The organism is Quadrisphaera sp. DSM 44207, assembly GCF_900101335.1.
Classification (GTDB): Bacteria; Actinomycetota; Actinomycetes; order Actinomycetales; family Quadrisphaeraceae; genus DSM-44207.
Window position 1 is genome coordinate 562,736 of sequence record NZ_FNKA01000002.1, and the last position, 26,834, is coordinate 589,569.

A 26,834-nucleotide genomic window follows, 5' to 3' on the forward strand; every position below is an offset into this window, starting at 1 on the left:
CGCCGTCCGCGCCACCGCTCAGCCCCCGGCGACGGGGCGCAGCGCGCCGGCGCGCGCGACCGCCGCGAGCACCGCCGCCGCCTTCGCCCGCGTCTCGGCCTCCTCGGTGGCCGGCACGGAGTCGGCGACCACGCCGGCGCCGGCCTGCACCCGCGCGGTGCCGTCGCGCAGCACCGCGCTGCGGATGACGATGGCCGTGTCGGCGTCCCCCGCGAAGTCCAGGTAGCCGGCGACGCCGCCGTACAGGCCGCGGCGCACGGGCTCCAGCTCGTCGATGAGGGCCAGGGCGCGCGGCTTGGGGGCGCCCGAGAGGGTGCCGGCGGGGAAGGTCGCGGCGAGCGCGTCGTAGGCGGTGCGCCCGGGGCGCAGGCGCCCGACGACGGTGGAGACCAGGTGCATGACGTGGCTGTAGCGCCAGGTGCGCATGAACTCGACGACCTCGACGCTGCCGGCCAGGCACACCTTGGCCAGGTCGTTGCGGGCCAGGTCGACGAGCATCAGGTGCTCGGCGCGCTCCTTCTCGTCGGCCGCGAGCTCGGCGGCCAGCTCCTCGTCCTCCTCCGGGCTCGACCCGCGCGGGCGGGTGCCCGCGATGGGGTGCGTCATCACCGTGCCGGACTCGACCTTGACGAGGGACTCCGGGCTGGAGCCGACGAGGTCGTAGCGGCGCCCGGCGGCGTCGGCGAGGCGGAACAGGTACATGTACGGGCTCGGGTTGGTGCTGCGCAGCGCCCGGTAGACCTCCAGCGCGTCGGCCGGGCAGTCGACCTCGAAGCGCTGGGAGGGCACCACCTGGAACACCTCGCCGTCGCGGATGGCGCGCTTGGCCAGGCGCACGGCGTCCTCGTACTCCTCGGCGGTGGAGGTGCGGCGCGGCTCGGGCGCGCGCACGGGCGCGCTGACGGCCACGGTGGACGGCGACGGCCGCGCCAGGCGCTCGACCATGGCGTCCAGGCGCGCGACGGCGTCCTCCCACGCCTCGTCGACGCGCTCGTCCGTGCCGTCGATGTTGACGGCGTTGGCCACGAGCAGCACCGAGGCGTCGGCGTGGTCGACGACGGCGAGGTCGGTGGCCAGGCACAGGGCCAGCTCCGGCAGGTCGGCGTCCTCGGCCGGCGGGTGCTCCAGGCGCTCCCAGCGGCGCACGACGTCCCAGCCGAGGACGCCGACGAGGCCGCCCGTCAGCGGCGGCAGGCCGGGCAGGCGGGGGGTGGCCAGCGCCGCGAGCACCGACTGCACGGCGGCCAGCGGGTCCCCCTGCACCGGCACGCCCGCCGGCGGCTCGCCGATCCAGCGCACCTGCCCCTCGTGCTCGGTCAGCACGGCGCGCGAGGCGGCCCCGATGATCGAGTACCGGGACCACACCCCGCCGTGGTCGGCGGACTCGAGCAGGAACGTGCCGACGTCCGTGCCGGCGAGCTTGCGGTACAGGCCCACCGGGGTCTCGGCGTCGGCGAGCAGGCGGCGCACGACCGGCACGACGCGGCGGTCGCGGGCCAGCTCGCGGAAGGTCGGCAGGTCCGGCCACGTGCTGCCGGCGTCCAGGACCGGGACGGCGGGGCCGGGCGCGGCGGGGCTCGGGACGGCGGTACGCTCGCTCACGCGCGCACCGCCTCGCCCGCGGGCGCGGCCCCCTGCCGGTCGACCTGCCGGTCGACCGGCAGGGGGCGCGCGTCGAAGCAGGTGCGGTCCCCGGTGTGGCAGGCTCCGCCGACCTGGTCGACCGTCACGAGGACGGCGTCGCCGTCGCAGTCCAGGGAGACCGAGCGGACGGTCTGCACCGCGCCGGAGGTGTCGCCCTTGCGCCAGTGCTCGCCCCGGCTGCGACTCCAGAACCACGTGCGGCCGGTGGTCAGGGTGCGGTGCAGCGCCTCGTCGTCCATCCACGCCACCATGAGCACCTCGCGGGTGTCGTGGGTCTGGACGACGGCGCACACCAGGCCGGCGGCGTCCCGCTTCAGCTGCCCGGAGATCCCGGGGTCGAGGGTGGAGGTCACGCGCCCATCCTCCCACCGGCACCGCCGCACCCGGCCCCGCCTCCCCGTCGTGATCGTGCAGTTCCGGTCCGCCGGCGGACCGGAACTGCACGATCACGACGAAGGGGAAGGGCAGGCGGTGGGGCCGCGGGGACGGGGCGCTCAGGTGCGCAAGGAGACCGGGTGCCACCGCCCGGCCAGGTGCTCGGCCTCGGCCGGGCCCCACGTGCCCTTGTAGTACGGCACCGGACGGGCGTCGCGGTCGAGGATCGGCTCGACGATGCGCCACTCCTCCTCGATGGTGTCGGCGCGCGCGAAGCGGTGGCGGGAGCCGTCCATCGCGTCGTCCAGCAGCCGCTCGTACGCCTCGCGCCGGTGGCCGAGGGCCTCGTCGAAGTCGACGTCGAGGTCCACCGAGGTCGTCACGGTGCGGGCGCCGGGCGCCTTGGCCTGCACGGTCATCGTGACGCCGTCGTCGTGGCCGAGGCGGAACTTGACGAGGTTCGGCTGCGGCAGGGAGCTGTCCTGGCCGGCGAACAGCAGCCGCGGCGGGCGGCGCAGCTCCACGACGGCCTCGGTGGCGCTGCCCGGCAGGTGCTTGCCGGTGCGCACGGAGAACGGCACGCCCTCCCAGCGCCAGGAGTCGATGGCCAGGCGCGTGGCCGCGAACGTCTCGGTCGTGGACCCCTCGGCGACGCCCGGCTCGTCGAGGTAGCCGACGTACTGGCCCATGACGGTGGTGGCGGGGTCGAGGGCGCGCACCTGGCGCAGCACCTTGACCTCCTCGTCGCGGTAGGCGTCGGCGTCGTCGGCGATCGGCGGCTCCATGGCGAGCAGCGCGACGACCTGCAGGAGGTGGTTCTGCAGCACGTCGCGGGTGGCGCCGACGCCGTCGTAGAAGCCCGCGCGGCCCTCCGTGCCGAAGCCCTCGGCGAGCGTGACCTGCACGCCGGCGACGTAGTTGCGGTTCCAGAACGGCTCGAGGAAGGCGTTGGCGAAGCGGAAGACCAGCAGCCCCTCGACCGACTCCTTGCCCAGGTAGTGGTCGATGCGGAAGATGCTGCGCTCCTCGAACGCCGAGACCAGGTGCTCGTTGAGCTCGCCGGCCGAGACCCGGTCGCGGCCGAAGGGCTTCTCCACCACCACCCGGCCGCGCTCGGCCAGCCCGACGTCGGCGAGCCCGCTGACCACGCGCGGGAAGACCGACGGCGGCACGGCGAGGTAGAAGACGGGCAGCTTGGCGTCCTGCAGGTGCCCGGCCAGGCGCGCGTACAGGTCGCGGTCGCCGTAGTCGCCGACGACCATCGTCAGGTTCTGCACCAGGTGCTCGAGCGCGGCGGGGTCGACGCCGCCGCGGCGGGCGGCCTGCACGGACTCGCGCGCGTAGGCGCGCAGCTGCTCGTCGTCCCACGCGGAGCGGGCGACGGCGATCACGGGCACCCCGAGCCGGCCCGCGCGCGCCATCTCGTAGATGGCGGGGAAGAGCTTCTTGCGGGCGAGGTCTCCCGTGGCGCCGAACAGCACGAGCGCGTCGGCCCTGTCGGCCATGGTCTCCTCCGGGTCCTGCGGGTGGACGGCGGTCACCGCCGATCCTGCCGGAGACCGGGCGCCGGCGGCGGGTCGGAGGGCCGGATCCGCGCGCCGGCGCCCGAGCCGGCGCCCGGTGGCACCGGTGGCACCGGTGGCTCAGGCGTGCTGGGCGGTCCACGCCGCGTGCAGGCGGGCGTAGGCGCCGCCGGCGTCGGCCAGCTGCTGCGCCGGGCCGACCTCGACGACCCGGCCGGCCGCCACGACGACGACGAGGTCCGCGGCCTCCGCCGTGGACAGGCGGTGGGCGATGGCGATCGAGGTGCGCCCGGCCTGCACCCGCTCCAGGGCCCGCTGCAGCCGCACCTCGGTGACCGGGTCCACCGCCGACGTCGCCTCGTCCAGGACCAGCAGGTCCGGGCCGGCCAGGTGGGCGCGGGCGAGGGCGACCAGCTGCCGCTCCCCCGCGGACAGCCGCTCCCCGCGCTGCCCGACCGGGGTCGCCAGGCCCTGCGGGAGCGAGTCCAGCCACCGCTGCAGGCCGAGGTCGGCCAGCGCCGCCCGCACGTCGCGCTCGTCCGCTCCGGGCCGGCCCAGTCGCACGTTGTCCCCGACGGTGGTGTCGAAGAGGAACCCCTCCTGCGGCACCGCGACGACGCGCCGGTGCAGCGAGGCGGCGCGCAGGCGGCGGGCGTCCACGCCCGAGAGCAGCACCTGCCCGGCGGCGGGGTCGACCAGGCGCGTGACGAGCCGGGCGAGGGTCGTCTTGCCCGAGCCGGTCTCCCCTACGACCGCGACGCGCGAGCCGGCGGGCAGGTGCAGGTCCACGTCGCGCAGCACGGGCGGCGGCAGCTCGCCGGCCCCGGGAGCGGGCGGGTAGGCGTAGCCGACCCCGCGCAGGCGCACGTCCACGGGCCCGGGCGGCAGGTCCTCGCCGTCCTCGCCGGGGTCCGGCACGTCCACCGGGGTGTCCAGCACCGCGATCACCCGCCGCCAGCCCGCGAGCGCGTTCTGCAGCTCGTTGAGGACCTCGGTGGCCACGAGCACCGGCTGGGTGAACAGCTGGACGAGGAAGAGGAAGGCCAGCAGCTCGCCCAGCGTGATGCGCCCGGCCAGCCCCAGCAGCGTGCCCGCCACCAGCACCAGCGCCACGACGAGGCCGGAGACCAGGACGCCGGTGGCGAAGGTGCTGGCCACGGCGACCTGAGCGCGCACGGCGTCGCGCCGGTGCGCCTCGACGGCGGCGTCCACCGCGCGCCACGTGCGCGCGGCGGCGGCGTGGGCGCGGATGGTGTCGGCGCCGACCACGGACTCCGAGACCGCGGCGAGGACGTCGCCCATCCGCTCGCGCACGCGGGCGTAGGCGCGCTGGACGCGCCGCTGCATCGGCCGGCCCGCGACCAGCAGCGGCAGGAAGCAGGCCCACACCAGCAGGGCCAGCTCCCACGAGTACGCGAGCATCAGCGCGGTGGCCAGCACCAGCTGGCCCAGGGAGAGGACGAGGACCAGCCCGCCGGTCTGCAGGAACGTGGAGATCGTGTCCACGTCGCTGGTGACCCGGGAGACCAGCGAGCCGCGGCGCTCGCGGTTCTGCGTGAGCACCGCCAGGTCGTGCACGTGGTCGAACGCGCGGGTGCGCAGCGTCGCCAGGCCGGCCTCCGAGGCGGTGAACAGGCGCACGTTCACGCGCGAGGACAGCAGGGCCGTCAGCACCACCACGGCCGCCGCCGAGCCGGTCAGCCAGGCGACGAGGCGGGGGTCGGGCCCGCCGGGGGCGAGCAGGCCCCGGTCGACGGTCTGCTGCACCGCGACCGGCACCACGACGCGCCCGAGCGTGGTCACCGCCGCCAGCGCCAGCGTCGTCCCGACGCCGCGCACCAGCTCCGGGGAGATCTCCAGCGCCCGGCGCAGGGTGCCGCGGGCCGGCGGGGGCGAGGAGGACGGCGGGGCCGCGGCGGGCGCCGCGGCGCTCACGCGGGCCCTCCGCCGCTCAGGCTGCGCTCGCGCGCGGCGCGCGCGTAGGCGGTGACGAGCTCGCGGTAGCCGGGATCGCGGGCGGCGACCTCCTCGGAGGGACCGCGGTCGACCACGCGCCCGGCCTCCAGGTGCACCACCTCGTCGGCCAGGGCGATGGTCGCGGGCCGGGAGGCCACGACGACGACGGTGGTGTCCTGACCGGCGGCGCGCACGCCGTCGAGCACGGCGCGCTCGACGGCCGGGTCCAGCGCCGAGGTCGCGTCGTCCAGGACCAGCAGGCGCGGGCGGCGCACGAGCGCCCGGGCCAGGGCGAGGCGCTGGCGCTGCCCGCCCGACAGGCTGGAGCCGCGCTCCCCCACCCGGGTGTCCAGGCCGTGCGGGAGCGCCGCGACGAACCCGTCCGCCTGCGCCAGCCGCAGCGCCTGCCACACCTGCTCGTCCCCGACCCGCCGGTGCTGCGGGACGTCCGGCTCGTCGAGGCCGAGGGTGGTGTTGCCCCGCACGGTGTCGTCGAAGACGAACGCCGTCTGCGGCACGAGCGCCGCCACCTCGGCCAGGGAGCCCTCGCGCAGGTCGCGCAGGTCGACGCCGTCGAGCAGCACCCGCCCCGAGGTCGGGTCCACGAGGCGCACGAGCAGGCCGGCCAGCGTGGACTTGCCCGCCCCGGTGCCGCCGACGACGGCGACGGTGCGCCCGGCGGGGACCTCGAGGGTGACGCCGTCCAGGGCGGGCCGGCCCGCCGCGGGCGGCGCGGCGCCCGCGGCCGGCCCGCCGTCGGGAGCCGGCGGCTCGGCGCCCTCGGCGGGCGGGGGGTGCCGGTAGGTGGCCTCGTGCAGGGACGCGTGCGCCGGGCCCCGCCCGCGCGGCTGCACCGTCCCCCACGCGGTGGCCGCCCGGGCGCGCAGGACCGCCTGCACGCGCTCGTCGCCCGCCACCGTGCGGGGCAGCTCGGCGAGGACCCACCCGACGGCGCGGACCGGGAAGGCGAGGAGGCTGAGCAGGTAGGAGACCTGCACGAGGTCGTCGGCCCCCGCGCTGCCCGAGGCCACGCGCGCGGAGCCGACGGCCAGCACGGCGAGCACGCCCAGGCTGGGCAGGGCCTCGATGACCGGCTCGAAGGCGCCGCGCGTGCGCCCGGCGGCGACGTTGGCGTCGCGCAGGCGCCGCGCGCTCTCGGCGAACCGGCGCGCCTCCTCCTCCTGGCGCCCGAGCGTCTTGACCACTAGAGCGCCGTCGAAGCTCTCGTGGGCGGTGCCCGAGACCTCCCCGCGCAGGGCCTGCACGCGCGTCACGCGCGGGGACATGCGGCGCTGGTACAGGACGTTGGCGGCCGCGACCGCGGGCAGCACGAGCAGCCCGATCGCGGCGAGCACCGGGTCGGCGGCCACCATGGCGGCGCCGGCGACCACGAGCATCACGAGCACGCCGAGCGCGAACGGCAGCGGCGCCATGACCTGCCACATCGCCTCCACGTCCGCGCCCGCCGTGGCGAGCAGCCGCCCCGCCGGGTGCGCGTGGTGCCACGACAGCGGCAGCTCCAGGTAGCGGCGGGTGACGGCGCGCCGGTAGCGGGCCTGCAGGGCGTACATCGCCACGCCGGCGAAGATCCGGCGCCCCAGCACGGCCGCCACCGTGACCGCCGTGGTCAGCGCCAGCACCCCGCCCGCGGCCCAGACCTCCCCCGCGCTCACCGGCCGCGAGCCGGTCAGCGCCGGGACGACGACCTCGTCGGTGGTGCGCCCGACCAGCCAGCCCGTGGCCGCCGTCCCGGCGCCGTAGACGGCGCTGAGGGCGACGGCGAGCACGAACGGGCGCGGCTCCTCCCGCGCCCCCCGGGCCAGGGTCCTCATCCCGGAGGCGAAGGTCCCTGGCACGCGGGCAGCGTCTCACAGGGGTGCGACGGCCCCGCCGCCCCGCCGGCGGGCAGGGGCGCTCGGGCGGGCGCAGGATGTGCCCATGACCGGCACCGACCGCTCCCGGCTGGCGGACCTGATGGTCGAGGCCGGGCCGCAGGCGCCCACGCTCGACGAGGGCTGGTCGGTGCGCGACCTCGCGGCGCACCTGGTGGTCCGCGAGCGCCGCCCGGACGCCGGCCTGGCGCTGCTGGCCTCGGGCCTGTCCCCCGCGCTCGCCCGGCACGCGGAGGCGGTGCGGCGCCGGGCGGCGCGGCAGCCCTTCGAGGAGCTCGTCGCCCGCTTCCGGGCGGGCCCGCCGCGCTGGAGCCCGCTGGCCCTGCCCGGCGCCGAGGCCGCCGTGAACGCGGTGGAGTTCTTCGTCCACGGCGAGGACGTGAACCGGGCGCGGGAGGGCTGGCAGCCGCAGCCGCTGCGCCCGGGCCAGCGGGAGGCGCTGTGGAAGGCGCTGCGCCGCCAGTCCCGGCTGCTCTACCGGCGCAGCCCCGTGGGCGTGGTGCTGGCCGTGCCGGCCGGGCCGCGGGCGGTGGCGCTGCGCCGGCCGGTCTCGGTGGTCGTCACCGGCCAGCCCGAGGAGCTCGTGCTGCACGCCTTCGGCCGCCGCTCCGTCGCGCGCGTGGAGGTCACCGGCCCGCCGCAGGCCGTGCGGGCGCTGGCGCAGGCGCCGCTGAGCGTCTGAGGCCCCGCGAGGAGGATCCGGCTCAGCGCACGGGGTGCCCGTGCGCGCGCAGCGCCTCCTTGACCTGCCCGACGCTCAGGGTGCCGAAGTGGAAGACGCTGGCGGCGAGGACGGCGTCCGCGCCCGCCGCCACCGCCGGGGGGAAGTGCTCGGCGGCGCCCGCGCCGCCGCTGGCGACCACCGGCACCGCCACGCGCTCGCGCACGGCGCGGATCATCTCCAGGTCGAAGCCGACCCGGGTGCCGTCGGCGTCCATGGAGTTCAGCAGCACCTCCCCCGCTCCCAGGGCGGCGACCCGCTCGGCCCACTCCACGGCGTCGAGGCCCGTGCCGCGCCGCCCGCCGTGCGTGGTCACCTCGAAGCCGGAGGGCGTGGCGGTGCCGGGCGGGCACCGGCGGGCGTCGAGGGAGACCACGAGCACCTGCGCCCCGAAGCGGTCGGCGACCTCGGCGACCAGCTCGGGACGCGCGATCGCGGCCGTGTTGACGCCCACCTTGTCGGCGCCGGCGCGCAGCAGCCGGTCGACGTCGGCCGCGGTGCGCACGCCGCCGCCGACCGTGAGCGGGATGAAGACCTGCTCCGCGGTGCGGCTGACGACGTCGTAGGTGGTGCTGCGGTCGCCCGAGGACGCCGTCACGTCGAGGAAGGTCAGCTCGTCGGCGCCCTGGGCGTCGTAGCGGGCGGCGAGCTCGACGGGGTCCCCGGCATCGCGCAGCTGCGCGAAGTTCACGCCCTTGACCACCCGCCCCGCGTCGACGTCCAGGCACGGGATGACGCGGACGGCTACGCTCACGGCCCCAGGCTAGGGGCCCCCGCCTACCCTCCACCCGTGCCTCCTCCCGCGGCCGGCCCCTCGGACGGCCCCTCGGACGGCTCTGGGGCCGGCTCTGCGGCCGGCCCCGGGGACGCCGCGCGAGCGGTGGCGCGGGCGCTGGCGCGGCGCCCGGAGCGCGAGAGCGGCCCCCGGGTCGTGGCCCTGGACGGGCCCAGCGGGTCGGGCAAGACGAGCCTGGCGGCCGCCCTGCTGCCCCTGCTGGGGCCCGGCGCGCGGGTGCTGCACCTGGACGACCTGTACCCGGGCTGGGACGGGCTGGACCCCGTGGTGCCCCTGCTGGTCTCCGGCGTGCTGGAGCCCCTCGCCGCCGGGCGCCCGGGCGCCGCGCCGCGCTGGGACTGGGCCCGCGACCGCCCCGGCGAGCCGCTGGTCGTGCCGGCCGCCGACGTGCTCGTGGTGGAGGGCGCGGGGTCGGGATCGCGCGCGTGCGCCCCGCACCTGGCGCTGCTGGTGTGGTTGGAGACGCCCGCCGCGCTGCGCCGGGCGCGGGCCCTGGCGCGGGACGGGGAGGCGTACCGGCCGCACTGGCAGCGGTGGGCCGCCCAGGAGCGCCGCCACTTCGCCCGCGAGGGCACGCGCGAGCGCGCCGACCTGGTGCTCGACACGGGCTGAGCACCGGGCGGGAGCCGGCGGGGCGCCGGGCGGGCGCGGCTGCGGCAGGATCGGCGCGTGCGGATCGGGGCGGACGCGCGGGCCCGGGCGCAGCGGGTGCGCCAGCACGGCTGGCAGATCCTCCAGTGCGGGGTCGGGGCGGGCCTGGCGTGGGTGGCGGCGCAGGCGCTCCTGGGCCACCCGCAGCCGATCTTCGCCAGCGTCGCGGCCGTCCTCGGCCTCGGCATCTCCTACGGGCAGCGGCTGCGGCGGGTGGTCGAGGTCGTCGTGGGCGTGGCCGTCGGGGTGCTGGTCGGCGACCTCGTCGTCCACCTCGCCGGCAACGGCGCCTGGCAGCTCGTGCTCGTCGTCGTGCTCGGGATGTCGGTGGCGGTCTTCCTGCGCGCGGGCACGGTCATGGTCAACCAGTCCGCGGTGCAGGGGCTGTTCGTGGCCACGGTGCTGCCGGGCAGCGTCGACGTCCTGGACCGGTGGCTCGACGCGCTGACGGGCGGGGTGGTGGCGCTGGTGCTGGCAGCGATCGTGCCCGCCACCCCCCTGCGCCGCCCGCGGGACCTCGCCTCCCGGCTGCTCGCCGAGCTCGCCGACCTGCTGTGGGAGGCGGCGACCGCCGCGCGCGCCGGCGACGCGGAGCGGGCGCACGACGCGCTCGCCCACGCCCGCGGCACCCAGGCCCGCCTGGACGCGCTGCGCGCCGCGGCCACCGAGGGGCTGGACGTGCTGCGGGTCTCGCCGCTGCGCCGCCGGCAGGCCGCCGCGGTGCGCGCGGTCGCCCGGCTCGCGGAGCCCCTGGACCGGGCCGTGCGCAACGTGCGCGTGCTGGCGCGGCGCCTGTCGGTGGCCACCGAGCGCGGCGAGGACGTGCCGCCGCAGCTGCTGGACCTGCTCGACCACCTGGCCGCGGCCGCGCTGCGCCTGAGCGAGGACGTGCAGCGCGGGCTGCCGCGCAGCGGCGCGGTGGACGCCCTGACGGAGGCCGGCCGGGCGTCGGCGCGCGTGCCGCGCTCCTCGCTGTCCGCCGACGCCGTCCTGGCGCAGGCCCGCTCGACGGCGGTGGACCTCCTCGAGGTCGCCGGCCTGGACGAGGAGCAGGCGCGCGCCCGCGTCCCGGTGCCCGACCAGGCCCCGCCCCCTCCACCGGCGCGGTCACGCCCGCGGCCGGACGACGCCTGACGTCGCGGTCGGGCGCCGCCTCGGGCTCCCGCGCGCCCGGTGATCACGGGCGACCTCGCGGGTGCGGGCCGTCGTCCGCGCGCGGCAGCGGGCGCGTGCGCCCGTCCGGCTCGTCGCCGTCCGCGCGGGCGCGCTCGGCCTGCTCCTCCGGCGGCGGGCCGGTGAAGTACCGGGAGCGCTCCACGGCGGCCAGGCTGCCGGTGAACAGCGAGTCGTCGCGGCGCTCGGGCACCGCGGGCGACACCGCGGGCAGCACCGCGGTGGCCGGGGTGTCGACGCGGGGCGCCCGGCTCGGGTGCCCGCCGGCCCGCTCGCGGGAGGGCACGGCCCCGCTCCCGGAGGGCAGGGGGCGCGGTGCGCGGGCGCCGTCCTGGGCGGGCCGCTCGGACTCCACGCGCAGGCGCGGCAGGCCCGCCGGGTCCTGCTGCTGCACCCAGCGGACCATCGCCTCGCGCACGTGGCAGCGCAGGTCGAAGACGGTCGGGCCGTCCTGGGCGGAGACGAGGATGCGCACCTGCACCGAGCCGCCCACGGCGTCGGTGACCTGCAGCACGCTCACCCGGCGGTCCCAGAGCGGGTCGGCCTCGAGCACGCGGCGCAGCTCCTCGCGCATCGCGTCGAGGTCGGTGGCCCAGTCGACGTCGAGCAGGACGACGCCGATCAGCTGGGACTCCTTGCGCGTCCAGTGCTGGAACGGGGTGGAGGTGAAGTACGTCGAGGGCAGCACCAGGCGCCGGTCGTCCCAGACGTGGACGACGACGTAGGTGAGGGTGATCTCCTCGATGCGCCCCCACTCCTCCTCGACGACGACCACGTCGTCCACGCGCAGCGCGTCGGTGAACGCCAGCTGCAGGCCGGCGAAGAGGTTGCCGAGGGACTGCTGCAGGGCCAGGCCGGCGACGACGGAGAGCAGACCGGCCGAGGCCAGGATGCCGGCGCCGAGGTTGCGGGCCCCCGGGATCGTCGTGAGCATCACCGCCACGGCGAGGACCGCCACGACCACGACGGTGACCCGGCGCAGGAAGGTCACCTGCGTGCGCACGCGGCGCGCGTGGCGGTTGTCGGCGACGTCGACGCGGTACCTCTGCACCACCACGTCCTCGGCGACGAACGCGAGCACCGCCACGAGCCACGCCGCCGTGGCGATCAGCGCGAGCGTGAGCACGAACTCGCTCACGTCGAGCCAGTCGTCCGTGCCGGGCGCGCGCACGGCCACCTGGTGCAGCACGAGGACGACGAGCAGCGCGCGCAGCGGGGCGCGGCCGCGCCGGGACAGGTCGCGCACCACCGCCGAGCGGCGCCCGACCCGGCGGACGAGGACGCCGACGACGACCGCGACGACGAGCGCGGCGACGACCCCGACCCCCGCGCGCGCGAGCAGCGCCGCGGTCTCGGAGCCGTCGAGGTCGTGCGCGGCGCCCGCAGCGCCCGCGGTGCCCGCGGTGCCCGCCAGCAGGGCGAGCAGGGCCGGGGGCGCGGACAGGAGGTGGGCGGTGGTCATGGGGGGTCGGGGCCTCCGGGAGGAGTCGCGGGGCGCTCACCGGGGCGGGACCGCGGCGGGCGCACGGACGGCGGGCGCAGCGGGAGTCCTCAGCCTCTCAGAGGAGGCGCCCGCGGCGCACGTCCCGGCGTGGCGCACACTCGTGGCCGTGCCCGCCCGCCGTCCCCGCGCCCGGGTGCCCGCGGGACCGGCCGTGCCGGCCGTGCTGGTCGTGCTGGTGCTCGCGGCGGTCGCGGCCCTCGTGCTGGGGCTGCGCGGGGCCGGTCCTCCCGCGCCGGGGACGTCGGCCGTCGCGCAGGACGCCCCCGGGCCCGTGCTGCTGGTCACCGGCTACGGCGGCGGCGCGGCGCCCCTGGAGCAGCTGGCCGGTGCCCTGCGCGCCGCGGGACGGCAGGCCGTCGTCGTGCCGGTCGTCGACGGCGGCACGGGCGACCTGACCGCGCAGGCCGAGCAGCTGACCGGGGCCGTGACCGCCGCCCTGGCGGCCGGCGCGCCGTCGGTGGACGTCGTCGGCTACTCCGCCGGCGGGGTGGTGGCCCGGGTGTGGCGGGACGGCGAGGGCGCGCAGGCGCCCGTGCGCCGCGTCGTCACCCTCGGCTCGCCGCACCACGGCACCCGCCTGGCCGCGCTGGCCGCGGGCCTGGCGCCCGAGCAGTGCCCGGCCGCTTGCCGGCAGCTGGCGCCGGGCAGCGACCTGCTCACCGCCCTGCCGGAGGTCCCCGGGCGCACCCTGGCCGACGGCGGCGCCGCGTGGACGAGCGTGTGGACCGCCACCGACGAGGTGGTCACCCCGCCGGTGACGTCCCGGCTCGAGGGCGCGGTGGGCGTGGAGCTGCAGGCCGTCTGCCCCGGGGCCCGCACGGGCCACGGCGCGCTGCCGGTCGACCCGCTCGTGGTCGGCCTGGTGCAGGAGGCGCTGGACGAGCAGCCCCTGGCGGCGCCCCCGCCGGCCGAGGCGTGCGACGACCTGCGCTCCGCCGGCCAGCAGCTGCTCGCCGGCTGAGCGCCCGAGCCGGCTGAACCCTCGGTCGTCGCGCTCGGTCGTCGCGCTCAGTCGTCGCGCTCGGTGCGCGTGTGCAGGGCGACGAGCGTGGCCAGGCGCCTGGCCTCGCGGTCGGCGAAGGGCCCGTCCGCGCGCTGGACCCCCATCACGGCGAGGGTGTCGCCGTCCGCGAGGTCGAGCTGCACCCACGGGCGGCCGCCGCCGAAGTGGACGTCGACGACCTCGGCCCACTCCAGCTGCCGGCGCTGGACGAGGTTGCGCACGAACAGCCCCTGCGCGCTGGGCACCGCCCGCACGCTCGCCTGCAGGTGCAGGAACCCCGCGATCGCGGCGCCCACGGCGACGAAGCCCAGCTGGTCCAGGACGCCGGCGCCCGGAAGGAGCAGCGCGAGGACGACGCCCATGGCCACGGCCGCGACGCCCGTGACGCGGGCGACCGCCGGGCCGCGGCGCGGCCGGAAGGGCGCGTGCAGGGCGTCGGGAGGGCCGGCGGAGCGGTCGCGGGCGGGGCGGTCGCGGGCGGGGCGGTCGCGGGCGGCCACGGGTCAGATCCGGCAGGCGTGGATGGTCGTGACGAGGATGGCGCGCGCGCCGAGGTCGTACAGCTCGTCCATCACGCGGTTGGTGCCCGCGCGCGGGACCATCGCGCGCACCGCCACCCAATCCGGGTCCGCGAGCGGGGAGACGGTCGGCGACTCCAGGCCGGGGGTGATCGCGCAGGCGGCCTCGGCGTGCTCGCGGCGCACGTCGTAGTCGACCATCACGTACTGGCGGGCGACCAGGACCCCCTGCACGCGGCGCACCAGCACCCCCAGGCCGTCGGGCTCCGGGGCGTCGCGGCGGCGCACGAGCACGGCCTCCGAGCGCAGGATCGGCTCCCCGAAGACCTCCAGCCCCGCGGCGCGCAGGGTGCTGCCGGTCTCCACGACGTCCGCGATCACGTCGGCGACGCCGAGGCGGACGGCGGTCTCCACGGCGCCGTCGAGGCGGACGACGTCCGCGACCACGCCCGCGGCGCGCAGGTGGTCCTCGACGAGGCCGGGGTAGCTGGTGGCCACGCGCACGCCCTGCAGGTCCGCGGCGCCCGCGGCCGTGCCCGGGTGCGCGGCGAAGCGGAACGTCGAGCCGGCGAAGGACAGCGGGAGGACCTCGGCGGCGGCGGCGCGGGAGTCGAGCAGCAGGTCGCGGCCGGTGATGCCGACGTCCAGGGTGCCGGAGCCGACGTAGAGGGCGATGTCGCGCGGGCGCAGGAAGAAGAACTCCGCGTCGTTGTCGGGGTCGGCGAGGACCAGCTCGCGCCCGTCGCGGCGGGTGGCGTAGCCCGCCTCGCCGAGCAGCTGGGCGGCCGGCTCGGCGAGCGAGCCCTTGTTCGGGACGGCGATGCGCAGCACGGGGCCCCCTACAGGTGCGCGTAGACGTCGCGCAGGCTCAGCCCGCGCGCCAGCATCAGCACCTGCACGTGGTACAGCAGCTGGGAGATCTCCTCGGCCGCCCGCTCCGGACCCTCGTGCTCGGCCGCCATCCACGACTCGGCGGCCTCCTCGACGACCTTCTTGCCGATGGCGTGCACGCCGGCGTCGAGGGCGGCCACGGTGCCCGAGCCGGCCGGCCGCTGCTCGGCCTTGGCCGACAGCTCGGCGAACAGCTCGTCGAACGTCTTCACGGGCGTCGACTCTAGGGCCGGGCGCCCGCGCCGGAGGGGCCGGTGCCCCGGACGGGCGCCGGCGCGGCGCGCCCGTCCACCGCCTGCAGGTCCACGTCCCGCGTCTCGCGCACCAGCAGCAGCGCGACCAGGGTGACCAGCGCGGCCGCCGTCAGGTACAGGCCGACGAGCCCCACGCCGCCGCGCAGCACGAGGGCGGCGGCGATGGTCGGGGCGAAGGAGGCGCCCAGGATGCTGGCGAGGTTGTAGGAGACCGACGCGCCCGTGTACCGCACGGCGGTGGGGAACAGCTCGGGCAGCTGGGCGCCCATGGGCCCGAAGGTCAGGCCCATGAGGGAGAGGCCGAGGACGAGGAAGAGCAGCACCAGGGCCGTGGAGGGGCGGCTGAACAGCGGCGTGAAGAGCAGGCCGAACAGCGCGATCGCGATCGTGACCGCGATCAGGGTGCGGCGGCGCCCGAAGCGGTCGGCGAGCAGGCCCGCGACCGGGGTGAAGAGCCCGAAGAAGACCACGGCGGCCATGAGCAGCAGGAGGAACTCGCGCCGGTCGAAGCCGAGCCCGCCCTGCTCCACCGGCGTCGTGCCGTGGCTGAGGCTGAAGACGGTCATGAAGTAGAACAGCACGTACGTCGCCAGCATGATCAGCGTGGCGAGGACGAGCGAGCGCGGGCTGCGGCGCACGACGGCCGCGACGGGCACGCGCTCGCGCTCGCCGGCCTCGAGGACCCGGCGGAAGGCCGGGGTCTCGTGCAGCTGGAAGCGCACGTACAGCCCCACGACGACGAGGACGGCCGAGAGCAGGAACGGCAGGCGCCAGCCCCAGGAGAGGAACTGCTCCTCGGTGAGCACCGCCGTGAGCAGGAGGAAGGTGCCGTTGGCGAAGAAGAAGCCGATCGGCGCCCCGAGCTGCGGGAAGGAGCCGAACCGGGCGCGCCGGCCCGGGGGCGCGTTCTCCGTGGCCAGCAGGGCCGCGCCGCCCCACTCCCCGCCCAGGCCCAGCCCCTGGCCGAAGCGCAGGACGCACAGCAGCACCGGCGCCAGCAGGCCGGCCTGCGCGTAGGTGGGCAGCACCCCGATGAGGACCGTGGACACGCCCATGGTCAGCAGGGACCCGACGAGGGTCACCTTGCGCCCGGCGCGGTCGCCGAAGTGGCCGAAGAGCGCCGAGCCGAAGGGGCGGGCGACGAAGGCGATGGCGAACGTCGACAGCGACAGCAGCTGCGCGGTCGTGGGGTCGTCGGAGGAGAAGAACAGCGGCCCGAAGACCAGCACCGCCGCGGTGGCGTAGATGTAGAAGTCGTAGAACTCGATCGCCGTGCCGACGAGGCTGGCCACGAGCACCCGGCGGGTCGGGTTGGCGCCGGTGGGCCGCGCCCCGGAGGGCGCGGCGGAGGTCGGGCTGCTGCGAGCGGGCACGGGCGGGGCTCCTGCGGATCGGGGACGGCGCCGCGCAGGCTACGTCGTCCGTCCAGCAGGCGGTCGCCGCGTCCGGATCCTGAGACGTCCCTCGGAGGTGGCGCGCCGCGGGGCGGGCACCGCCGGCCTGCGGGACCGGCGGTGCCCGGGACCTCCTACGCGGTGGTCGCCGCGCCCAGCGCGGCGCCGAGCGCCGCGCCGGCGTCCGCGGTCCCCGGCTGCGTCGCCGTGCGCGTGCCCGCCAGCGCCGCGTCGGCGTCCGCGGTCGCCAGGTCCGCGTTCAGGTGGGCTCCCGCCAGCGCGCCCGCTGCGGCGGACGCGCCGACCTGGGCGCTCAGCTCGGTGGCGTTGCCGGCCACCCACACCCCGGGCACCGACGTGGTCCCGGCGAGGCCGGAGACGACGTGGCGTCCCGCGCCGGAGGGCAGGTCCCGCACCGGCAGGCCCAGCCCGTCCAGGCCGTCCAGGCGGGCCCGCGTGGTGGTGGCCACCGCGAGGACCCGGCGCGGGACGACCCGGCCGTCGACCAGCCGCACCCCGGTGATGTCCTCGTCGTGGGACTCGACCGCGGCGACGGGGGTGTCGACGACCTCGATGCCGCGGGCGGCGAAGCGCGCACGGGTGGCCTCGTCGAGCTCGGTGCCGCGGGTGAAGTACACGAGGTCGTCGGTCAGCTGCCGGAACAGGAGCGCGTGGTGCACCGACGCCGGTCCGACGGCGAGGACCCCGATGGCCCGGTCGCGGACCTCCCAGCCGTGGCAGTACGGGCAGTGCACGACGGCGCGCCCCCAGTGCCGGGCGAGGCCGGGCACGTCGGGCAGCTCGTCGCGCAGTCCGGTCGCGACCAGCAGCCGGCGGGCGCGCACCGTCGCGCCGTCGGCCGTGGTGACGGTGAACCGCAGGTCGCCGGTGGCGGAGGGGGCGTCCGCGACGGCGGAGGTCACCTCGCCGGGCACGATCCGTCCGCCGTAGCCGCGCACCTCCGCTCGGCCCCGGCGCAGCAGCTCGGCCGGTTCGGTGCCCTCCAGGCCCAGGAGGCCGTGCACGCCGTCGGCGGGTGCGTTGCGGGGCGCGCCGCTGTCGATGACGACGACCGAGCGGCGGGAGCGGGCGAGCACCAGCGCGCCGCTGAGACCGGCGGCGCCGCCGCCGATCACGACGGCGTCGACGGTCCCGGTCGGCAGGCCGTCGGGGAGGTCGCGGGTCGAGGTGGTCGTGGGAGCTCTTTCGTCCTCTCCGCTCCGCGCGGGCGGCCGCATCAGGCGTCGACCGCGTCGGGGGACCGGGCGGGGTCGGCCGGGGCGCCCACCGGCTCCGCCGGCGCGTCGTCGCCCGCACGGGTCCGTGGTCCTCGCACGAGGACGACGACGAGCAGCGCGAGCATCACGCCGACACCGACCCACATGCCGTGCTGCCAGCCGTCGACGAAGGACTCCCGCGCGGCGGTGGTGAGCGCCTCGGCCTGCGGGCCCGCCGCCTCGGCGACCGCGAGGGCGTTGGCCGCGCCGTCGCGGGCGGTCTCGGCGGTCTCGGCGGGGATCCCCTCCAGGCGCGGGTCGATCGCCGAGCGGTACCCGGCGGACAGGACCGCTCCGAGCAGGGCGACCCCGAGCGCGGTGCCGAACTCCCGCGTGACGTCGTTGAGCGCGGAGGCCACGCCCTGGCGCGAACGCGGCAGCGAGGAGGTGATGGCCTCGGTGGCCGGCGTCATCGACAGGCCCATGCCCAGCCCCATCGCGGCGATCCCGGGCAGCACCGACGGGTACCCGCCCTCGACGGACACCAGGCCGGCCATGAGCGCCAGGCCGACCGCGCCCACCCCGATCCCCAGCGCCATCGTCGCGCGCCCGCCGATGCCGGCGGCGACCTTCGGCGCCAGGCCCGAGGCGAGCATCATCAGCAGCGCCATCGGCAGCAGCGCCGCGGTGGACCGCAGCCCGCCCCAGCCCAGCACCGCCTGGAAGAAGGGGTAGAGCACCACGGACACCCCGGCCTGGACGCCGAAGACCGTCAGCAGCGTCCCCGACCCGGTGGCCAGCCCGCGCTCGCGGAACAGCCCGACGTCCAGCAGCGGGCCCTCGCCGCGCCGTCCCCGGCGCAGCTCCCACCCCAGGAACGCGGCCGCGCCGAGGACGCCGACGACCAGGCTCCCCAGGGTCACCGGATCGGTCCACCCGCGCTCGGGACCCTCGTGCAGCAGGAGGGTCAGCCCGACCACCGCCACGACGGAGGTCAGCGCGCCGACGACGTCGAAGCCGTGGTCGCGGGCCTCCCGGGAGTCCGGGACCGCCCGCACGGCGACGACGACGGCCGTGACGACGAGGACCACCGGCAGGAGGAACGACCAGCGCCAGCTCGCGACGTCGACGAGGAGCGAGGAGAGGAACATGCCGAGCAGGCCACCGGCGCCGGCCACCGCGGTCCACACGCCGATCGCCTGCGAGCGGGCCTCGTCCGGGAAGCTCGAGGTGATCACGGCGAGGGTCACCGGCATGATCATCGCCGCGCCGACCCCGGCGAGGACCCGGGCGGCCAGCAGGACCTCCGTCGACGGGGCCAGACCCGCGGCGGCGCTGGCCACCCCGAAGACGACCAGGCCGGTCAGCAGCACGGGTCTGCGGCCCCACCGGTCGCCGACCGCCCCCAGCGGGAGCAGCAGCGCGGCCAGGGTGACGGTGTAGGCGTTGATGACCCACAGCACGGTGCCCTGGGAGATGCCGAACTCGACGGCGACGTCCGGCTGGGCGACGTTCAGGCCGGACACCGAGGCGATGACCGCCACCAGCGCGAGGCACACGCCGAGCAGGACCGCCCGGCGCCGTCGCGGATCGTCGATCGTGGCCGCGCCGACGTCGGTCGGTCGCAGGGACGGGATGGTGCTCACAGCTCCCCTTCGGGTGGTCGGGTGGTCGGGTGGTCCAGGGCCGTGCCCGGGGCCGGACCGCTGGTCTCGCGGACCGGGTGCGGGTCGGGCTCGACCGCCGCTGCGCCGCAGCGGCTGTGCGCCTGGTGCCGGTGGCGCTGTCGGTGCTGCTCGTCGAACGGCTCGGGACCGTCGTGCGTCATCGGGCTCTCCAGGCTGTGCTCGGCGTCGCCGCACCAGGTGGTCGTCCAGCTGCTGAGCGCAGCAGGACTCGGTGGAGAGCATCGGCACGCGTGGTCACGCAGGCAAGAGATGTTGCCGAACGGCAATACGGCGCAGCGGCGGACGGTCCCGCCCGGGCCGCTCAGCGCACGGGGTCCTCAGCGCACGGGGTCCTCGGCGCGCGCCGCCGCGGCGGCGCGCTCGGCCAGGTCCCGCAGCTGCTCGACCACCGCGGCGGCGTCCTCGGCGCCGTAGACGGCGGAGCCGGCGACGAAGACGTCGGCCCCGGCCTCCGCGCAGCGCTCGATCGTGGCGGCCGAGACCCCGCCGTCCACCTGCAGCTGCACCTGCAGGCCGGCGGTGCCGACCGCCGCGCGCAGCCGGCGCAGCTTGGGCAGGCAGACGTCGAGGAAGCCCTGGCCGCCGAAGCCCGGCTCGACGGTCATGACGAGGACCATGTCGAGCTCGGGGAGGAGGTCCACGAGCGGCTCGACGGGCGTGGCGGGGCTGACGGCCAGGCCCGCGCGCACGCCGCGCGCCCGCAGCGCCCGGGCCAGGCGCACGGGCGCGGCCACCGCCTCGGCGTGCACGGTGACCCCGGCCGCGCCCGCCTCCGCGTACGCCGGCGCCCACCGGTCGGGGTCGGTGATCATCAGGTGGCAGTCCAGCGGCAGGGGGCTGACCTGCGCCAGGCGCTCGACGACGGGCAGGCCGAGGGTCAGGTTCGGCACGAAGTGGGCGTCCATGACGTCGACGTGCGCCCAGTCGGCGGAGGAGATCCGCTCCAGCTCGGCCTGCAGGTTCGCGAAGTCGGCGGACAGGATGCTCGGCGAGATCGTCACGGCCACGGTCGGCGAGCCTAGCCAGCGCCCTCGCGCCCCGGGGGCCGCGCGTCAGGTGCGGCGCAGCAGGGCGACGAACATCGCGTCGGTGCCGTGCCGGTGCGGCCACAGCTGGGCGCTCGGGCCGCTGCCCAGGTCGGGGACGTCGCGCCCGGCGGCGGCGCGCACGTGCGCCGGGGAGTCCAGGCGCGCCACGTCCTCGCGGCGGCGCAGCACGTCGTCGAGGACGGCGAGGGTCTCGGCCGGGTGGGGGGTGCAGGTCACGTAGGCCACCACCCCGCCGGGGCGCACGGCGTCCAGCGCCGAGCGGAGCAGGGCCCGCTGCAGCGGCGCGAGGGAGGCGAGGTCGGCGGGGCTGCGCCGCCAGCGGGCCTCCGGGCGCCGGCGCAGGGCGCCCAGCCCCGTGCACGGGACGTCGACCAGGACGCGGTCGCGCGAGGCCGGCTCGCTCGCGCCGACCTCGCGCCCGTCCCCGACGCGCACCGACCAGGAGCCCGGGGTGCCGGCGAGGGCCTGCTCGACGAGGCGGGCGCGGTGCGGGGCCGCCTCGACGGCGAGCAGCTGCGCTCCGCGCCCGGCCGCCGCGCCCGCCAGCAGCGCCGCCTTGCCGCCCGGGCCCGCGCACAGGTCCGCCCACGCGGCGTCGTCGGAGGCCTCGCCCTCGACGTCGGCGGCCAGGAGCGCCAGCGCCGCGAGCTGGCTGCCCTCGTCCTGCACGCGCGCGCGGCCCTCGCGCACGGCCGGCAGGCCGCCGGGGTCCCCGGCGGCCAGGACGGCGGCCAGCGGGGACCAGCGCCCCGGCCGTGCCCCGGCGGCGACGAGCTCGTCGACGCCGGCGAGGCCGGGGCGGGCGGCCAGGACCACCTCGGGGCGGGCGTTGTCGGCCGCGAGCAGCTCCGGCAGCTCGGCCAGCGGCCGGCCGTGCGCGTGCAGCGCCTCGCGCAGCGCGCGCACCACCCACGCCGGGTGGCTGGAGCGCACGGCCAGCGCACCCACGGGGTCGGCCTGCGGGTCGGGCGCCACCTGCGCCAGCCACGCCTCGAGGTCGCGCTCGGCGACCCGGCGCAGGACGGCGTTGGCGAAGCCCCCGGCGCCGGCGCCCACCTCGCCGCGCACGAGGGCGACGGTCTCGGACACCGCCGCGTGCGGGGCCACGCGCAGGGCGAGCAGCTGGTGCGCGCCGAGGCGCAGGGCGTCGAGCACCGGCGCGTCGACCTGCTCCAGGGGGCGGTCCAGGCACGCGGCGAGCACGGCGTCGTACGTGCCGCGCCCGCGCAGCGCGCCGTAGGCCAGCTCGGTGGCGAACGCCGCGTCGCGCCCGGACAGCCCGGCCCGGCGCAGCAGGCGCGGCAGCACGAGGTTGGCGTAGGCGTCCTCCGCCTCGACGGCGCGCAGGACCTCGAACGCCACCCGCCGGGCGGCGTCGCCCGAGCGCGGGCGCGCCGAGGGGGCGGTGGCGCTGCGCCGGCGCGGGCCGCGCCCGGCGGGCGGCTGCTCGGCCCGCGGTCGCCGCTCCCCGCGCGGGCCCCGCTCCGGGGAGCGCCCGGCGCCCCTCACGCGAACCGCTCCCCCGGCTGCGGGCGCACCCCGCGGGCCCAGTCGGCCGCCGGCATCGCCCGCCGGCCGGCCGGCTGCACCAGCCCCAGGCGCACCGGGTCGGTGGCGGTGCCGACCAGGACGCCGTCGCGGCCGGCGCGCAGCTCCCCCGGCACCAGCGGGGCGTCCTCCTCCTCGCTGGCCGCGACCTCCAGCACCGGCTCCACGGGCCCCAGCTTCAGGCGCTCCCCGCGCCACGTCGTCCACGCGCCGGGCGCGGGCGTGCAGCCGCGCACCCGCCGGTCGACGGCGCTCGCCGGCTCCTCCCAGCGCACGCGGGCGTCCTCGACGGTGACCTTCGGGGCGGAGCTGACCCCGTCGGCGGGTTGGGGCTGCGGCACCACCGCGCCGTCCTCGAGCCCGTCGAGGGTGGCGACGAGGAGGCGGGCGCCGTCGACGGCGAGGCGCGCCAGCAGGTCGCCGGCGGTCTCGCGCGGGCCGATGGCCGTGGTCATCGACCCCAGCACCGGCCCGGTGTCCAGGCCCTCCTCGAGGAGGAAGGTCGTGGCGCCGGTGACGTCGTCCCCGGCCATGACCGCGCGCTGCACCGGGGCCGCTCCGCGCCAGGCGGGCAGGAGGGAGAAGTGGAGGTTGACCCAGCCGCGCGCGGGGACGGCGAGGGCGGGCGGCGGCAGCAGGGCGCCGTAGGCGACGACCGGGCAGCACTCGGGAGCGAGCTCGGCGAGGGCGGCGAGGAAGGCGGGCTCGCCCGCGCGGTGCGGCTGCAGCACGGGCAGCCCGGCCTCCAGCGCCCGCTCGGTCACGGGGCTGCGCGAGGCGCGGCGTCCGCGGCCGGCGGGCGCGTCGGGCCGGCTGACCACGCCGGCGACCTCGTGGCGGGAGGCGAGCAGGGCCTCGAGGGAGGGCAGCGCCGGCGACGGCGTGCCGGCGAAGACGATGCGCACGGCGGGCGGGTGCGGCGGCCCCGCCTCAGCGGGCCGTGCCGAACGTCGCGTGGGGGCTGATCCGGACGGCGGGCACCGGCTGGCCCGCCCACCGCGCCTCGCGCACGGCCTTCATGGCCAGCTTGCGCTGCTCGCGGTCGAGCCGGTCGATGAACAGCACGCCGTCGAGGTGGTCGGTCTCGTGCTGGATCGCGCGGGCGAGCAGCTCGCTGCCCTGCAGCACCACCGGCTCGCCGTGCTGGTCGACCCCGCGCGCGACGACCGACATCGCCCGGCGCGTGTCGAACGCCAGGCCGGGGAAGGACAGGCAGCCCTCCTCGCCGTCCTGGCACTCCTGCGAGAGGGTCAGCTGCGGGTTGACGAGGTGGCCGACGACGCCGTCGACGGAGTACGTGAACACCCGCAGGGACACCCCGATCTGCGGGGCCGCCAGGCCGGCGCCGTCCGCGTCGAGCATGGTGTGCTCGAGGTCGGTGACGAGCTGGCGCAGCTCCCTGTCGAAGGTGGTGACCTCAGCCGCCCGGGTGCGCAGCACCGGGTCCCCGAAGATCCTGATCGGCTGGATCGCCACGCGCGGTGCTCCTCGTCGCCCCTCGTCCTGACCTGCCGGCGAGTCTACGGTGGCGCGCCGGGACGCCGGTGCGGGCGAGCGGCCCGCACGGGTCGGGCGACCCGCCCTGGGTCAGGCGACCCGCCCTGGGTCAGGCGACCTGCTCGGCGTCAGGCGACCTGCTCGGCGTCAGGCGACCTGCTCGGGGTCCAGCTGCACGCGCACGGCGCCCGGGGCCTTGCGGGCGCTGCGCAGGGCCGCGCCCGCGCGCAGCGCCGCGGCCAGGGCGTCGCGCTCGGCGCGCGGCACCCGCACCAGCGCACTCACCGGCTGCTCCGCCTCCGCCGCGGCCCCGGCGGCACCCGCGCGCCCCGCCGGCGCGGCGGGGGCGGGGCCGAGCACCTGCGCGCCGGGCGGCAGCGGCGCGAGGGCGAGCAGCTGGTCGACCGCGGCGGCGGGGCCGCTGACCCGCGCGACGACGACGGCAGGCGGCAAGCCGAGCTCGCGGCGCTCGGCCAGCTCCCGCGCGGCGTGCCAGGCCGGGTCCCAGCGCACCAGGGCCTCGACCGGCGCGGGCCCGGGCGGCGCGAGCAGCACCACGGCGCCGCCCTCGCCCGCCGGGCGCACGAGGGAGGCGGCGGCGGTCCAGCGCCGCAGCGCCTCCTCCCCCGCCCGCAGGTCCGCGCGCTCGAGCAGCGCCCAGCCGTCGAGGAGCAGCGCGGCCGCGTACCCGCCCTCGGCGACCGGCTCGGCGCCCGGCGTGGCGACGACGAGCGCGGGCGCGGCGGGCACGGCGGGGAGCACCTCCCCCGCCCCCGAGGTGCGCACCGGGACGCCGGGGAAGGCGCGGCCGAGCTCCTCGGCGGTGCGGCGCTGGCCGACGACCACGGAGCGCACCCGGTCGCCGGCGCAGGCGGGGCACCGCCACCCGGCGGCGGAGCGCCCGCACCAGCGGCAGTCCGGCACGGCGCCGGCGCCGTGCAGCTGCAGCGGGCCCGCGCAGTGCGCGCACCGCGCGCGGGCGCGGCAGTGCGCGCACGAGAGGGCCAGCAGGTAGCCGCGCCGCGGCACCTGCACGAGCACGGGGCCGCTGTCCAGGGCCGCGCGCGCCGTGCGCCACGCCAGCGAGGGCAGGCGGGCGCTGCGCGCGGCCGCGTCGCGCTCCTCCTCCGCCTGCGAGCCCGGCAGCAGCACGCGCGGCGCGGCGGCGCGCACGGCCGCGCGCGGGGCCTCCACGGCGCGGGCCCACCCCTGCTCGCACCACAGCTGGGCCTCGACCGTGCGGCTCGTGCCGCCGAGGAGCAGGGCGGCGCCGCTGCGCGCCGAGCGCAGCGCCAGCACCTCCCGCACGTGCGGGTAGGGGGCGTGCGGCTCCGCGTGCAGGTCGTCCCCGTCGTCCCACACCCCCAGCAGCCCGAGGTCGCGCACGGGCGCGAACATCGCCGCGCGCGTGCCCACGGCGACGCGCACGGTGCCGCGGCGCAGCGCGAGCCACGCGCGGTAGCGGGCCGACTCGCCCTGGTCGGCGGTCAGCCGCACGTGGCGGCCGGCGCCCAGGGCGGCGCGCAGGGCGGCGTCGACGCGCTCGACGTCGCGGTGGTCGGGCACCACGAGCAGCGCGCCGCGGCCCGCGGACGCGGCGGCGGCGGCGGCCGCGGCCAGGGCGGCGGGCCAGTCCTCCCCCGGCAGCGCCGTCCACACCGCCCGCACGGGGTCGCCGGCGCGCACGCGCTCGAGCAGGGCGGGCCCGGCGGGGTAGGCGGCCCAGGGCCCGGGCTGCGGGTGCGGCACCGGCCCGGGCGGCTGTGCCGGGACGGCGGCCTTCTCCGTGGCGGCGTGCCGGCGCGGCACGGCCAGGCGCAGGACGTCGGACAGCGTGCCGGCCCAGCGGTCGGCGACCTCGCGGCACAGCCCGAGCAGCTCGGCGTCGAGGACGGGCTCGGCGGAGACGACGCGGCGCAGCGGCGCGAGCCGGCCGGCGTGCTCGGCGGCGGCCTTGCGGGCGAGGACGAAGCCCTCGACGTCCTGCCCGGCGAAGCGCACCCGCACGCGCACCCCGGGGCGCGCCTGCTCGGCCATGGAGGCGGGGACGGCGTACTCGAAGGGGCGGTCCAGGTGCGCCAGGCCGACGTCGACGGCGACCTCGGCGACCGGGTCCGCGGCGGCGAGCGGCTCCGGCGGCCGGGGCGCGCGCGGCGCGCGGGCGCGCACGGCCGCGACGGCGGCGCGCCCGGCCAGGGGCGCGCCGTCCAGCTGCAGCTCGTCGGTGCCCGCACCGGCCGCGCCGGCCGCGCCGCCGGTGCTCACGCCGTCCGCCTCACGCGCACCATTCGACCAGACCCCCCGGACAGCCCCGGGGCGCGACGGGTGCTCAGGCGCCGGCGGCCGAGCGCAGGGCCGCGGCGCGGCCGGTGCCCTCCCAGGTGAACTCCGGCAGCTCGCGGCCGAAGTGCCCGTAGGCGGCGGTGCGGGAGTAGATCGGCCGCAGCAGGTCCAGGTCGCGCACGATCGCGGCCGGGCGCAGGTCGAAGACCTCCGTGATCGCGGCGGTGATGCGGGAGAGCGGCACCGCCTCGGTGCCGAAGCACTCCACGTACAGGCCGACCGGGTGCGCCGCGCCGATGGCGTAGGCGACCTGCACCTCGCAGCGGCGCGCCAGCCCGGCGGCGACGACGTTCTTGGCGACCCACCGCATCGCGTACGCGGCGGAGCGGTCGACCTTGGAGGGGTCCTTGCCGGAGAAGGCGCCGCCGCCGTGGCGGGCCATGCCGCCGTACGTGTCCACGATGATCTTCCGGCCGGTCAGGCCGGCGTCGCCCATGGGGCCGCCGACCTCGAAGCGGCCGGTGGGGTTGACCAGCAGCCGGGTCGCGGAGCTGTCCAGGGCGACGGCGGACAGGACGGGCAGCACGACCTCCTCGCGCACCTGCTCCTCCAGCTCGGCCAGGCGCACCTCGCCGGCGTGCTGGGTGGAGAGCACGACGGTGTCGACGGTGACCGCGCGGTCGCCGTCGTAGCCGATGGTCACCTGGGTCTTGCCGTCGGGGCGCAGGTGCGGCAGCACGCCCTCCTTGCGCACGGCGGCCAGCCGCTCGGAGAGGCGGTGCGCCAGCCAGATCGGCAGCGGCATGAGCTGCGCGGTCTCGTCGCAGGCGTAGCCGAACATCAGGCCCTGGTCGCCCGCGCCCTGCCAGTCGAGCGGGTCGTCCGAGCCCGCGGCGTCCGAGCGCGCCTCGTACGCCTTGTCCACGCCCGCGGCGATGTCAACGGACTGCTGGCCGATCGAGACCTCCACGCCGCACGAGGCGCCGTCGAAGCCCTTGGTGGAGGAGTCGTAGCCGATCCGCAGCACCGTCTCGCGCACGATCCGGGGGATCTCGACGTAGCCCTGCGTCGTCACCTCGCCGGCCACGTGCACGAGCCCGGTGGTGACCATGGTCTCCACCGCGACGCGGCTGGCCGGGTCCTGCTCGAGCAGGGCGTCGAGGACGGCGTCGCTGACCTGGTCGCAGATCTTGTCCGGGTGGCCCTCGGTCACCGACTCGGAGGTGAACAGGCGCAGGTCGGGCGTGGTCACGGCTC

Annotated in this window: 23 protein-coding genes; 4 read left to right on the top strand and 19 right to left on the bottom strand. The window is 78.2% G+C overall.

Annotated features, from left to right (window positions below):
• Window positions 1-18: 18 nt before the first annotated feature.
• The 5 genes from BLS82_RS08785 to BLS82_RS08805 all read right to left on the bottom strand — a co-directional run bounded on the left by BLS82_RS08785 (window position 19) and on the right by BLS82_RS08805 (window position 7,354).
• Window positions 19-1,602, bottom strand: a complete 1,584-nt coding sequence (locus tag BLS82_RS08785) for an anthranilate synthase component I (protein WP_255378228.1) — start codon at window positions 1,600-1,602, stop codon at window positions 19-21.
• A complete protein-coding gene (hisI, locus tag BLS82_RS08790) occupies window positions 1,599-1,997 on the bottom strand; it encodes a phosphoribosyl-AMP cyclohydrolase (RefSeq protein WP_092864130.1) in 399 nt (132 codons plus the stop codon). Before hisI ends, BLS82_RS08785 begins: the two co-directional genes overlap by 4 nt.
• A gap of 141 nt (window positions 1,998-2,138) precedes the next feature.
• Window positions 2,139-3,560: a glucose-6-phosphate dehydrogenase gene (zwf, locus tag BLS82_RS08795; protein WP_218123737.1), complete on the bottom strand. Its 1,422-nt coding sequence runs from the start codon at window positions 3,558-3,560 to the stop codon at window positions 2,139-2,141.
• Window positions 3,561-3,662: 102 nt separating this feature from the next.
• Window positions 3,663-5,477, bottom strand: coding sequence for an ABC transporter ATP-binding protein (locus BLS82_RS08800; RefSeq protein WP_092864133.1), 1,815 nt, complete (start codon window positions 5,475-5,477; stop codon window positions 3,663-3,665).
• A complete protein-coding gene (locus BLS82_RS08805) occupies window positions 5,474-7,354 on the bottom strand; it encodes an ABC transporter ATP-binding protein (protein ID WP_218123738.1) in 1,881 nt (626 codons plus the stop codon). Before BLS82_RS08805 ends, BLS82_RS08800 begins: the two co-directional genes overlap by 4 nt.
• Before the next feature lie 82 nt (window positions 7,355-7,436).
• Between BLS82_RS08805 and BLS82_RS08810 the strand changes: the two genes are divergently transcribed.
• A complete protein-coding gene (locus BLS82_RS08810; protein ID WP_092864136.1) occupies window positions 7,437-8,072 on the top strand; it encodes a TIGR03085 family metal-binding protein in 636 nt (211 codons plus the stop codon).
• A 22-nt stretch (window positions 8,073-8,094) separates the two neighbouring features.
• Here BLS82_RS08810 and hisF read toward each other — a convergent pair whose 3' ends face one another.
• Window positions 8,095-8,865: an imidazole glycerol phosphate synthase subunit HisF gene (hisF, locus tag BLS82_RS08815; RefSeq protein WP_092864139.1), complete on the bottom strand. Its 771-nt coding sequence runs from the start codon at window positions 8,863-8,865 to the stop codon at window positions 8,095-8,097.
• Between the two features lie 36 nt (window positions 8,866-8,901).
• Between hisF and BLS82_RS08820 the strand changes: the two genes are divergently transcribed.
• Window positions 8,902-9,519, top strand: coding sequence for a nucleoside/nucleotide kinase family protein (locus BLS82_RS08820; protein ID WP_143028791.1), 618 nt, complete (start codon window positions 8,902-8,904; stop codon window positions 9,517-9,519).
• A 57-nt stretch (window positions 9,520-9,576) separates the two neighbouring features.
• Window positions 9,577-10,692: an FUSC family protein gene (locus BLS82_RS08825; protein WP_092864146.1), complete on the top strand. Its 1,116-nt coding sequence runs from the start codon at window positions 9,577-9,579 to the stop codon at window positions 10,690-10,692.
• A 43-nt stretch (window positions 10,693-10,735) separates the two neighbouring features.
• On the opposite strand, the gene BLS82_RS08830 is transcribed toward BLS82_RS08825, so the two are convergent.
• A complete protein-coding gene (locus BLS82_RS08830; RefSeq protein ID WP_092864149.1) occupies window positions 10,736-12,193 on the bottom strand; it encodes a mechanosensitive ion channel family protein in 1,458 nt (485 codons plus the stop codon).
• Between the two features lie 148 nt (window positions 12,194-12,341).
• Here BLS82_RS08830 and BLS82_RS08835 point away from each other — a divergent pair, with 148 nt between their 5' ends.
• Window positions 12,342-13,196 carry an esterase/lipase family protein gene (locus BLS82_RS08835; protein WP_218123739.1) on the top strand — a complete coding sequence of 285 codons (855 nt, stop codon included), beginning with the start codon at window positions 12,342-12,344 and terminating at the stop codon, window positions 13,194-13,196.
• Between the two features lie 47 nt (window positions 13,197-13,243).
• Here BLS82_RS08835 and BLS82_RS08840 read toward each other — a convergent pair whose 3' ends face one another.
• From BLS82_RS08840 to metK, 12 genes are all read right to left on the bottom strand, one after another.
• Window positions 13,244-13,738 carry a PH domain-containing protein gene (locus BLS82_RS08840; RefSeq protein ID WP_218123740.1) on the bottom strand — a complete coding sequence of 165 codons (495 nt, stop codon included), beginning with the start codon at window positions 13,736-13,738 and terminating at the stop codon, window positions 13,244-13,246.
• Between the two features lie 3 nt (window positions 13,739-13,741).
• Window positions 13,742-14,587 carry an ATP phosphoribosyltransferase gene (gene hisG / locus BLS82_RS08845; protein ID WP_092864152.1) on the bottom strand — a complete coding sequence of 282 codons (846 nt, stop codon included), beginning with the start codon at window positions 14,585-14,587 and terminating at the stop codon, window positions 13,742-13,744.
• Between the two features lie 8 nt (window positions 14,588-14,595).
• The gene (locus BLS82_RS08850) at window positions 14,596-14,859 is read right to left on the bottom strand and encodes a phosphoribosyl-ATP diphosphatase (RefSeq protein WP_092864155.1); all 264 of its coding nucleotides are present in this window, start codon (window positions 14,857-14,859) and stop codon (window positions 14,596-14,598) included.
• A gap of 11 nt (window positions 14,860-14,870) precedes the next feature.
• On the bottom strand, window positions 14,871-16,274 hold the full coding sequence (locus tag BLS82_RS08855) for an MFS transporter (RefSeq protein WP_092864158.1): 1,404 nt from the start codon (window positions 16,272-16,274) through the stop codon (window positions 14,871-14,873).
• 155 nt (window positions 16,275-16,429) lie between these two features.
• A complete protein-coding gene (locus BLS82_RS08860; protein ID WP_255378229.1) occupies window positions 16,430-17,431 on the bottom strand; it encodes an NAD(P)/FAD-dependent oxidoreductase in 1,002 nt (333 codons plus the stop codon).
• A 101-nt stretch (window positions 17,432-17,532) separates the two neighbouring features.
• The gene (locus tag BLS82_RS08865; protein WP_218123741.1) at window positions 17,533-19,158 is read right to left on the bottom strand and encodes an MFS transporter; all 1,626 of its coding nucleotides are present in this window, start codon (window positions 19,156-19,158) and stop codon (window positions 17,533-17,535) included.
• 359 nt (window positions 19,159-19,517) lie between these two features.
• A complete protein-coding gene (rpe, locus tag BLS82_RS08870; protein WP_092864167.1) occupies window positions 19,518-20,207 on the bottom strand; it encodes a ribulose-phosphate 3-epimerase in 690 nt (229 codons plus the stop codon).
• Window positions 20,208-20,252: 45 nt separating this feature from the next.
• A complete protein-coding gene (locus BLS82_RS08875) occupies window positions 20,253-21,758 on the bottom strand; it encodes an RsmB/NOP family class I SAM-dependent RNA methyltransferase (protein WP_218123742.1) in 1,506 nt (501 codons plus the stop codon).
• Window positions 21,755-22,702: a methionyl-tRNA formyltransferase gene (gene fmt / locus BLS82_RS08880; protein ID WP_092864170.1), complete on the bottom strand. Its 948-nt coding sequence runs from the start codon at window positions 22,700-22,702 to the stop codon at window positions 21,755-21,757. Before fmt ends, BLS82_RS08875 begins: the two co-directional genes overlap by 4 nt.
• A 25-nt stretch (window positions 22,703-22,727) precedes the next feature.
• Complete coding sequence (def, locus tag BLS82_RS08885) at window positions 22,728-23,273, bottom strand: peptide deformylase (protein WP_092864173.1); 546 nt, start codon at window positions 23,271-23,273, stop codon at window positions 22,728-22,730.
• Between the two features lie 168 nt (window positions 23,274-23,441).
• Window positions 23,442-25,559 carry a primosomal protein N' gene (locus BLS82_RS08890; protein WP_092864176.1) on the bottom strand — a complete coding sequence of 706 codons (2,118 nt, stop codon included), beginning with the start codon at window positions 25,557-25,559 and terminating at the stop codon, window positions 23,442-23,444.
• A 64-nt stretch (window positions 25,560-25,623) separates the two neighbouring features.
• Window positions 25,624-26,829, bottom strand: a complete 1,206-nt coding sequence (metK, locus tag BLS82_RS08895; RefSeq protein WP_092864179.1) for a methionine adenosyltransferase — start codon at window positions 26,827-26,829, stop codon at window positions 25,624-25,626.
• Window positions 26,830-26,834: the final 5 nt, after the last annotated feature.